The sequence below is a fragment of the Lentzea sp. NPDC060358 genome (assembly GCF_042725365.1).
GTDB lineage: Bacteria > Actinomycetota > Actinomycetes > Mycobacteriales > Pseudonocardiaceae > Lentzea.
The window spans coordinates 1-8,561 of sequence record NZ_JBHXCW010000294.1 but is presented as its reverse complement, the minus strand read 5'-3'; the positions used below and the strand labels follow the sequence as shown (position 1 = coordinate 8,561).

The following is an 8,561-nucleotide window of genomic DNA, read 5'->3' as shown; positions in this document are numbered from 1 at the left end:
CCGCCGAGGGCGCGGTGCCCCCGATCAGATTGCCGGGGGTTCGGGGGCAGAGCCCCTGAGGGGAAGCACGCAACGCAAGCCGGCCGCCCGCAAGGCAACCACCCGCCCAGCCGCATCCGCCCGGTGACCACCCGCCCAGCCGCAACCCGCAACGCAACCACCCGCAACAACTACAAAAGCGGCCGAATCCCCCACCGAGCCCCCCAGCTCTCCCCAGGAGCGACCCAGATCAAATCAACCCCGGAGTTCAAAGCATCGGGAGGACAGGTCATAGGCTCGACAGCCACGGCCCGCCCCCGCCCGGGGTAGGACTCCGGCGTGTAGACCTGAACCCACCGGAACGCCGGATCAGCCCAGACCTCGACCCCGGCCCCGTCACCCGTGAGCGTGTGGTGGATCAGCCCGTCCTCAGCGGGCTCACACCCGCCGAACGGCGTGTCCAGCCGAACACCGGCCAACCCCCGCCCACCGCGAAAGTCGAACGAGGTCCCCTCCACGGGCACGGCAGGTCCGGAGGGAACCATCCGCTCGACGTCCAGCGGCAGCACGGTGGTGGCGGCGAGAGTCAGGGTGCAGGAGTCGGTGGCAGCATTCCCGGCCCGCGGGTAGGGATGCGTCCCCACCCCGAACGGCGTGGAAACCGACCCGATGTTCTTCACCCCGTGCGTGACCGTGAGCCCATGGTCGTCCAAGGCGTAGGAGACGGTGACCCGCAACGCCACCGGCCACCCCGGCTGAGGCGAGATCCGGGCGACGAGCGACACCAGCGAGCCGGTGTGCTCCAGGACCTCCCACGGCTGCCGCCGCAGCAGCCCGTGGATCGCGTTGCCCCGAGCGGGCTCGGTGACCTCGAGCTCCTGCCGGACCCCGTCGAGTTCCCAGACCGCGCCGGCGGTCCGGTTCGGCCACGGCACCAGCACGGCACCGGCGCTCATCGGGGGCTTCTCGTCGGCTCCGAACGTCTCGACGTACGGAACACCTCCGACCGTGAACGAGCGCAGACCCGCCCCCACGGTCGTGATCACGGCGGTGGCACCCTCGTACGAGATCCCCAGCATGAGGCGAAGCCTACGGGGCCAACGGAAGGATCCGTCCATGAAGGTTCACCACCTCAACTGCGGCACGATGCGCCCGCCGCTGGTCGCGGGCGGGCTCGTCGCGCACTGCCTGCTGATCGAGACCGACCAGGGGCTGGTCCTGGTCGACACCGGTTTCGGCACGCACGAGGTGAGCGACCCGAAGGCGACGATCGACCCGTTGAGCCGCACGCTGCTCAAGCCGGTCCTCGACATCAACGAGACGGCGATCTCGCAGGTCGAGCGGCGCGGGTACACGGCCGACGACGTGCGGCACGTCCTGCTCACGCACCTCGACATGGACCACGCCGGCGGCCTGCGCGACTTCCCGAAGGCCACCGTCCACGTGCTGGACACCGAGCTCCAGGCCGCCACGAACCCGAAGGGCCCGAAGGAGAAGGCCAGGTACCCGAAGGCGCAGCGCGAGGGCGTCACCTTCGAGACCCATCGCGCCGAAGGCGAGAGGTGGCACGGCTTCGAGGCCGTCCGGAGCATCGACGGGCTGCCGGAGGACGTCCTGCTGGTTCCGCTGATCGGCCACACGCGCGGGCACACGGGCATCGCGGTCAGGTCGGACGACGGCTGGCTGCTGCACGCGGGCGACGCCTACTTCTACCGCGGCGAGGTCGAGACGCCGCCCAGCAGCATCTTCGCCCTGAAGCTCACCGCGAGGCAGACCGAGACGATCCGCGAGCAGCGGCTGTCCAATGTGGAGCGTCTGCGGGAGCTGAAGGCGCGGGGCGAGGTCGAGGTGTTCTCCGCCCACGACCCGGTCGAGCTGGCCCGGCTGGCGTGACGTTCATCAGCCAGGTCCGCCTGGACGAGCGGCACGACACCCGCCGCTACCCGTTCACGCTGCCGGCCGTCCGGCACCTGCTGGCGCACCCGCTCGAGCTCACCAGCCCGGTCACGTTCCTGACCGGCGACAACGGCGCGGGCAAGTCGACCCTCGTCGAGGCGATCGCGGTGGCGGCCGGGTTCAACGCGGAGGGCGGCACGCAGTCGTTCCGCTTCGCGACGAAGGCGACGGAGTCGTCGCTCGGCGACCACCTGACGCTGCGCTGGGGCGTCAGGAAGCCCAGGACGGGGTTCTTCCTCAGGGCCGAGTCGTTCTACAACGTGATCACCGAGATCGACCGGATCGGCGGTGGCATCCACGCCTCCTACGGCGGGAGGTCGTTGCACGAGCGGTCGCACGGCGAGAGCTTCATCGACCTGATGACGCACCGGTTCGGACCCAAGGGCCTCTACGTGCTCGACGAACCGGAGGCGGCCCTCTCGGTCAAAGGCTGCCTCACGGTCCTGCGGCGCATGCACGAACTGGTCGAGGCGGGCTCGCAGTTCCTCGTCGCCACGCACTCGCCGATCCTGCTCGCCGCGCCGGGCGCCACGATCCTGGAGATCACCGACACGATCGACGAGGTCTCCTACGACACGGCGGAACCGGTCGCGCTCACCCGCAACTTCCTGGGCGAGCCCGGCCGGTTCCTGAGGCACCTGCTGGAGTAGCGCTACTTGCCGAGCTTCTCCGGGTAGGTCTCGACCTTGCCGTGCAGCACGCGGTTGATGCCCCACAGCACGAGGCCCGCGAGCAGCAGCCAGCCCGCGATCTTGTAGTCGTCCCACGGCCGGCCGGACAGCACCGGCATCGCGAGGTACGCGCACGTGATCGCGCCGAGCACCGGGGCCCACGTGGGCGCCCGGAAGTGCTTGTGGTCCGCCTTCTCGCGGCGCAGCACGAGGCACGCCACGTTGACGATGGTGAAGACGATCAGCAGCAGCAACGACGTGGTGCCACCGAGCTTCCCGATGTCCGCCGTCGACACCAGGATCACCGCCACACCGGTCGTGAAGACGATCGAGATCCACGGCGTGCGGCGGAACGGGTGCACGGTGCCGAAGAAGCTCGGGATGATCTTCTCGTTCGCCATGCCGTAGAGCAGGCGCGACGCCATCAGCATGTTGATCAGCGCCGAGTTGATGACGGCCAGCAGGCCGATCAGCGCGAAGATCCACAGCGGGAAGCCCGGCGCGCCGACCGTGACGACCTTCAGCAACGCGCCGCTGCTGGCCTTCGCGAGCTCGTCGGACGGGATCAGCAACGACGACGTGATCGCGACCAGCACGTAGATCAGCGCCGCGGCGGCCATGCCGACGAGCATCGCCCGCGGGAAGATCTTGGCCGGGTTCTTGCACTCCTCGGCCATGTTGACCGAGTCCTCGAAGCCGACCATCGCGAAGAACGCGAGCGCCGTTGCCGAGGTGACCGCGAGCGCGATGTTCGAGCCGTCCGGCACGTGGATCTCGGTCAGCCGCGACGGTTCGCCGTCGCCGACCGCCACCGCGTACGCGCCGATCAGGATGATGATGACGAGACCGGACAGCTCGATGCAGGTCAGCACCACGTTGGCCTTGACCGACTCCGAGACGCCGCGGAAGTTGATGATCGCCAGCGCCGCGATGAAGACCACCGCGAGGCCGGTGAACACCAGCGACTCCGCCCTCAGGGTGACGTCGAAGAACTCCACCAGCAACTGCCGCAGGTAGGTGCGGCCGAACGCGAGCGCCGCAGAGGACGCCGAGGTGATGCCCGAGCACATGACCGCGAACGCGACCATGAACGTCAGGAAGTGGATGCCGAACGCTCTGTTCGTGTAGAGCGCCGCACCCGCCGCCTTGGGGTACTTCCCGACCAGTTCGAGGTAGCTGAACGCGGTCAGGAACGCCACCACGAACGCGAGCAGGAAGGGCAGCCAGAGAGCGCCGCCGATCTTGCCGGCCACGTTGCCGGTGAGCGCGTAGATACCGGTGCCGAGGATGTCGCCGACGACGAAGAACAGCAGCAGCTTCGGGCCTATTGCCCGGTGTAGCTCTGGTTGCTCCGTTTGTGGAGTCGCTTCAGCCATGCCCGAAGATTCTGCCTGTTTTGCCTGGACACCAGCGTGAACAGCTCGGTACCTCACCCATATGGTGTAAGCATGAAACGCACGGCAACCCTGCTCGTCGCCGCTCTCGTCCTGACCGCGTGCTCGGAGCCGGCACCGGCCACGTCGGACCGGCACACCGACGTGAAGAGCTTCGTGGCGGCCGTGCGCAAGGCCGTGGGCGAGAAGAAGACCTACCGCTTCACCATCGCCCCGCCGACCGCGGGCGGCGTCACGGCTCCCGCGACCGGTTCGGTGCGGCTGGACGACGTGCCGGGCATCGACGCGACGACCTCGCGGCCGGTCCAGTCCGGCGGCCAGCCGCAGGAGCTGCGGTACGTCTCGACGGCGCGCGACGCCGCGTTCGTGAAGCTGCCGGCGGCGGTGTTCGGGCTGCCGCAGGACAAGCCCTGGGTGAAGCTCGCCCGCGCGGACGACGACGAGTTCACCACCACCCTGCTCGGCTACCACGACGTGATCTACCAGCAGGCCGTGTTCACGACCTACCACCTGCCGGTGATCGAGGCGGGCGGCTCGATGCAGCTGATCACCGAAGTCGCGGACCGCACGAAGTACGTCATCGCCGTCGACTACCGCAAGGCCTACGACGCCCTCACCGACGAGGCCCTGCGCAACGAGCTCAAGCTCGCCCTCGACCAGGGCGTCGCGGGCTCGGTGGCCGAGGTCGAGATGCACTCGGACGACCTGCCGACGCGGATCGAGTTCTCGACGCAGTTCCAGGACGCGACGATCGTCGACGAGGCGCGGTTCTCCGACTGGGGCAGCGAGGTGACGATCTCCGTGCCGGGTGCGAACGAGATCAGTCCGCGGAGTTGACGCGGTAGCGCCAGATCGCCGGCAGGGCGGCCACCATGGCCACGCTCGCCACGACGACGAGCGCGCCGCCGACCGACACCGCCGCGGCCGTGCCGAACGCCGCGCCTCCCGTGCCGTGCAACAGGTCCGCGATCCGCGGGCCGCCGGCGACGACCACGATGAAGACGCCCTGCATCCGCCCGCGCATCTCGTCCGTCGCGGCGGACTGCAGGATCGCGCCGCGGAACGCCATCGACACCATGTCCGCCGCGCCCGCGAGCGCGAGGAACGCGGCCGCGACCCACAGCGAGCCGGCGAGGCCGAAGCCGGTGATCGCGAGGCCCCAGCCCACGACGGCCAGCGTCAGCGCGACGCCGTGCCGGTTGACGTGCGAGATCCAGCCGGACGTGAGCCCGCAGACCACGGCGCCGACGGGGATCGCCGCGAAGATCACGCCGAGCGCGAACCCGCCGCCGGCCGGGTCGCCGAACGTGTGCTGGGCCATCTCCGGGAACAGCGCCCGCGGCATGCCGAACACCATCGCGATGATGTCCAGCAGCATGCTCGCCATCAGCACCTTCTGCGCCCACAGGTAGACGAACCCGTCGAGCACGTCGCGCAGCCCGGCGCGCCGCACGACCCCGTCGAGCGGGGGCATCGGCGGCAGCCTCCACACCGCGTAGACCGTGACGACGAGCGCGATCGCGTCGACCAGGTAGAGCGTCGAGAGCCCGACGATCGGCATGAACGCGCCCGCGAGCAGCGGCCCGAGCACCGCACCGAACTGCATCACCGTGGAGCCGAGCGCACCGGCGGACGGCAGCAGCTCCGCCGGCACGAGCCGGGCGATCGCCGCGGAACGCGCGGGCGAGTTGGCCGCGAAGAACACCTGCTGCAGGCCGAGCAACGCGATGACGAGCCACACCGAGCCGACGTCGAGCGCGGCCTGCACCCAGAGCAGCACCGACGAGACGGCGATGCCGACGTTGGTGACGAGCATGAGCTTGCGGCGGTCGACGGTGTCGGCGATCGCGCCGCCCCAGAGCCCGAAGACCAGCAGCGGCACCAGCGCGACACCCGCCGCGACGCCGACCCACGCGGACGAGCCGGTGAGGTCGTAGACCTGCTTGGGCACGGCGACGGCGGTGAGCTGGGAGCCCACCGCCGTCACGATCGTGGACAGCCACAACCGGCGGTACGCGACGATCTTCAACGGTCGCGTGTCGATCACGAACGTCGAGCGCGCGCTTCTCCCCACGGTGGCCACTTCGTTAGCCTATGGCAACTAACAAGCATTTCACGTTGCTGTGTCGCCAAGGCCACTCGTCAGAGGCGGACCGGGTACACCGGCTCCGGCACCTTCGGGGTGATCCGGCCCTCGACGAAGATGCCGTGCCAGATCATGAAGCACAGCACGCTCCACAGCTGCCGGCTGCGGTCGAACTGCTCGGACCTGTGCTCGGCGAGCAGGTCCATGACGGCGTTCTTGTCGAGCAGGTGACCGGTCTGCGAGTCGGCGATGATCCCGCGCGCCCAGTCGTACATCTCGGCGCGCAGCCAGTGCCGGATCGGCACCGGGAAGCCGAGCTTCGGCCGGTTCAGCACGTGCGGCGGGATGATCTTCGCGAGCGCCTTGCGCAGCGCGTACTTGGTCGTGCCCTCGGTGAGCTTCTGGTCGAGCGGCACCTCGGCGGCGACCCGGAACACCTCGGGGTCGAGGAACGGCACCCGCAGCTCGATCGAGTTGGCCATGGTGACCTTGTCGGCCTTGACGAGGATGTCGCCGCGCAGCCACGTGTAGAGGTCGATGTGCTGCATGCGCGCGACCGGGTCCCAGCCCTCGGACTCGCGGTACCAGGGTGCGGTCACGTCCTGGAAGCCGACGCCCTCGACGTAGCCGGGGAACACGGCCCGCACCTGCGCGTCGCTGAAGTTGCGCGCGTTGCCGTAGTAGCGCTCCTCGAGCTTGAGCGACCCGCGGCGCAGCAGGTCCTTGCCCCGCACGCCCTCGGGGATGCTCTTGGACACCGCGCCCATCAGCTTGCGCACGCCACCGGGCACCTTCTCGAACGGCGACAGCGACAGCGGCTCGTGGTAGATCACGTACCCGCCGAACAGCTCGTCCGCGCCCTCACCGGACAGCACGGCCTTGACGTACTTCCGCGCCTCCTTGGCGATGAAGTACAGCGGCACCAGTGCCGGGTCCGCCACCGGGTCGTCGAGGTACCAGAGGATGAGCGGCAGCTCCTCCATCATCTCGTCCGGCGACACGGTCCGGACGACGTGCCGCACCCCGATGGCCGCCGCGGTCTCGGCCGCCACGTCCACCTCGGAGTACCCCTGCCGGTCGAACCCGCTGGTGAACGCGATGAGGTTGGGGTTGTGCAGCTTGGCGAGCGTGGCCGTGGCCGTGGAGTCGATGCCGCCGGACAGGAACGCCCCGACCGTGACGTCCGGGTCGGAGATCATGTGCTTCGACACCGAGTCGCGCATGACCTCGGCGATCCGCTCGTGCAGCGCCTCGGCCTCGAAGTCGCTGTGCACCGGCCGCGGCGTGAACACGGGCTTGAAGTACCGGTTGAACAGCACCTGCCCACCGGGGCTGACCTTGAACGACGTCCCGGACTCGACCCGCCGGATCGCCTTGTGCAGCGACTCGGGCTCCGGCACGTACTGCAGCACCAGGTAGTGCTGCAACGCCGTCCGGTCGAGCTCCTGGCTGATCCCCAGGACCCCGGTGAGCTGCAGGAGGCTCTTCTTCTCCGACGAGAACGCCACGCCGCCGGGCCCGGACGCCCAGTACAGCGGCTTGATCCCGAACGGGTCGCGCGCGCCGAAGACGACCCGCTCCTGCGCGTCCCAGATCATGAAGGCGAACATGCCGCGCAGCTTCTTGACCCAGTCGGCCCCGAGGTAGTGGTAGCCGGCGACGATGGACTCGCCGTCACCCTTGGTCTTGAACTGCGCCCCGAAGTGCATGGCCAGCTCGGCCCGCAGCTCCTTGTAGTTGTAGATCTCGCCGTTGAAGTTCAGCGTGTACCGGGTCGGGTTCTCCGGCGGCCCCCACACCAGCGGCTGGTGCGAGTGGTCCAGGTCGATGAACCCGAGGCGGTTGAACCCGTACACCACCTCGGCATCGGCCCAGGTGTCCTGCTCGTCCGGCCCGCGGTGGCGCTGGCAGCGCAGTGCTGCGGCCACTGAACCACGCGCGTTGGCCGCCGCGGCTTCGGTGGAACAGATGAGTCCGAGCACTCCGCACACGTGAAATCGCACCTCGTAGCTAGCCGTTGCCGAAAACCCAGTATGCCGGTGTGGAATCCGGACACTTCGTCAGCCTGAGGGACGCACGGCGGGCGGGGAGGGTTGCGGCCACGCGGAGTGAGCGGGGTCGCTCCGGGAGGCTGCGGGCGGGGTGAGCGCGAGGTGGGCCGGGCGAAGGGTGGCGGCGAAGCGGAGCGCGGCGGGCGGAGCAGGGCTGACAGTGGCAGGGCGCCGGGGGGCAGGGCGGCTGAGGCAGGGCTGACAGGGGCCGGGCCGGCCAACGGCAAAGCCGAGGCACCCAAGCCGGGCCGGCCAACGGCGAAGCCGAGGCACCCCACCAAGGGCGATGCGAAGCGAGCCGAACAGACCCCCGCACTTCCAAGCGACGCCGAAGGCGAGCAGTCACCCCTGACGCCGACCAGAGCCGGTGAACCCACCCGTGTTTCGGCGATTGGGGCTTGACTTCGGGTGCGAGGTGCTACCC

General features: G+C 69.4%; 7 protein-coding genes. 3 read left to right on the top strand and 4 right to left on the bottom strand.

The annotated features are described in order from the left end of the window. Positions 1–170: 170 nt before the first annotated feature. Positions 171–1,058: an aldose 1-epimerase family protein gene (locus ACFWGZ_RS36710; RefSeq protein ID WP_382456194.1), complete on the bottom strand. Its 888-nt coding sequence runs from the start codon at positions 1,056–1,058 to the stop codon at positions 171–173. A 37-nt stretch (positions 1,059–1,095) separates the two neighbouring features. On the opposite strand from ACFWGZ_RS36710, the gene ACFWGZ_RS36705 reads away from it, so the two are divergent. Both ACFWGZ_RS36705 and ACFWGZ_RS36700 read left to right on the top strand, forming a co-directional pair. Then, on the top strand, positions 1,096–1,872 hold the full coding sequence (locus ACFWGZ_RS36705) for an MBL fold metallo-hydrolase (protein ID WP_382456193.1): 777 nt from the start codon (positions 1,096–1,098) through the stop codon (positions 1,870–1,872). Next, the gene (locus tag ACFWGZ_RS36700) at positions 1,869–2,585 is read left to right on the top strand and encodes an AAA family ATPase (RefSeq protein WP_382456192.1); all 717 of its coding nucleotides are present in this window, start codon (positions 1,869–1,871) and stop codon (positions 2,583–2,585) included. Before ACFWGZ_RS36705 ends, ACFWGZ_RS36700 begins: the two co-directional genes overlap by 4 nt. A 2-nt stretch (positions 2,586–2,587) precedes the next feature. On the opposite strand, the gene ACFWGZ_RS36695 is transcribed toward ACFWGZ_RS36700, so the two are convergent. Continuing rightward, positions 2,588–3,982 carry an APC family permease gene (locus ACFWGZ_RS36695; protein WP_382456191.1) on the bottom strand — a complete coding sequence of 465 codons (1,395 nt, stop codon included), beginning with the start codon at positions 3,980–3,982 and terminating at the stop codon, positions 2,588–2,590. A gap of 72 nt (positions 3,983–4,054) precedes the next feature. Here ACFWGZ_RS36695 and ACFWGZ_RS36690 point away from each other — a divergent pair, with 72 nt between their 5' ends. Beyond that, positions 4,055–4,837, top strand: a complete 783-nt coding sequence (locus ACFWGZ_RS36690; protein WP_382456190.1) for a hypothetical protein — start codon at positions 4,055–4,057, stop codon at positions 4,835–4,837. Here ACFWGZ_RS36690 and ACFWGZ_RS36685 read toward each other — a convergent pair. Then, complete coding sequence (locus ACFWGZ_RS36685; RefSeq protein ID WP_382456189.1) at positions 4,821–6,074, bottom strand: MFS transporter; 1,254 nt, start codon at positions 6,072–6,074, stop codon at positions 4,821–4,823. The two genes, ACFWGZ_RS36690 and ACFWGZ_RS36685, sit on opposite strands and share 17 nt — an antisense overlap. Before the next feature lie 68 nt (positions 6,075–6,142). Continuing rightward, positions 6,143–8,077, bottom strand: coding sequence for an asparagine synthase (glutamine-hydrolyzing) (gene asnB / locus ACFWGZ_RS36680; RefSeq protein WP_382456188.1), 1,935 nt, complete (start codon positions 8,075–8,077; stop codon positions 6,143–6,145). Positions 8,078–8,561 lie beyond the last annotated feature (484 nt).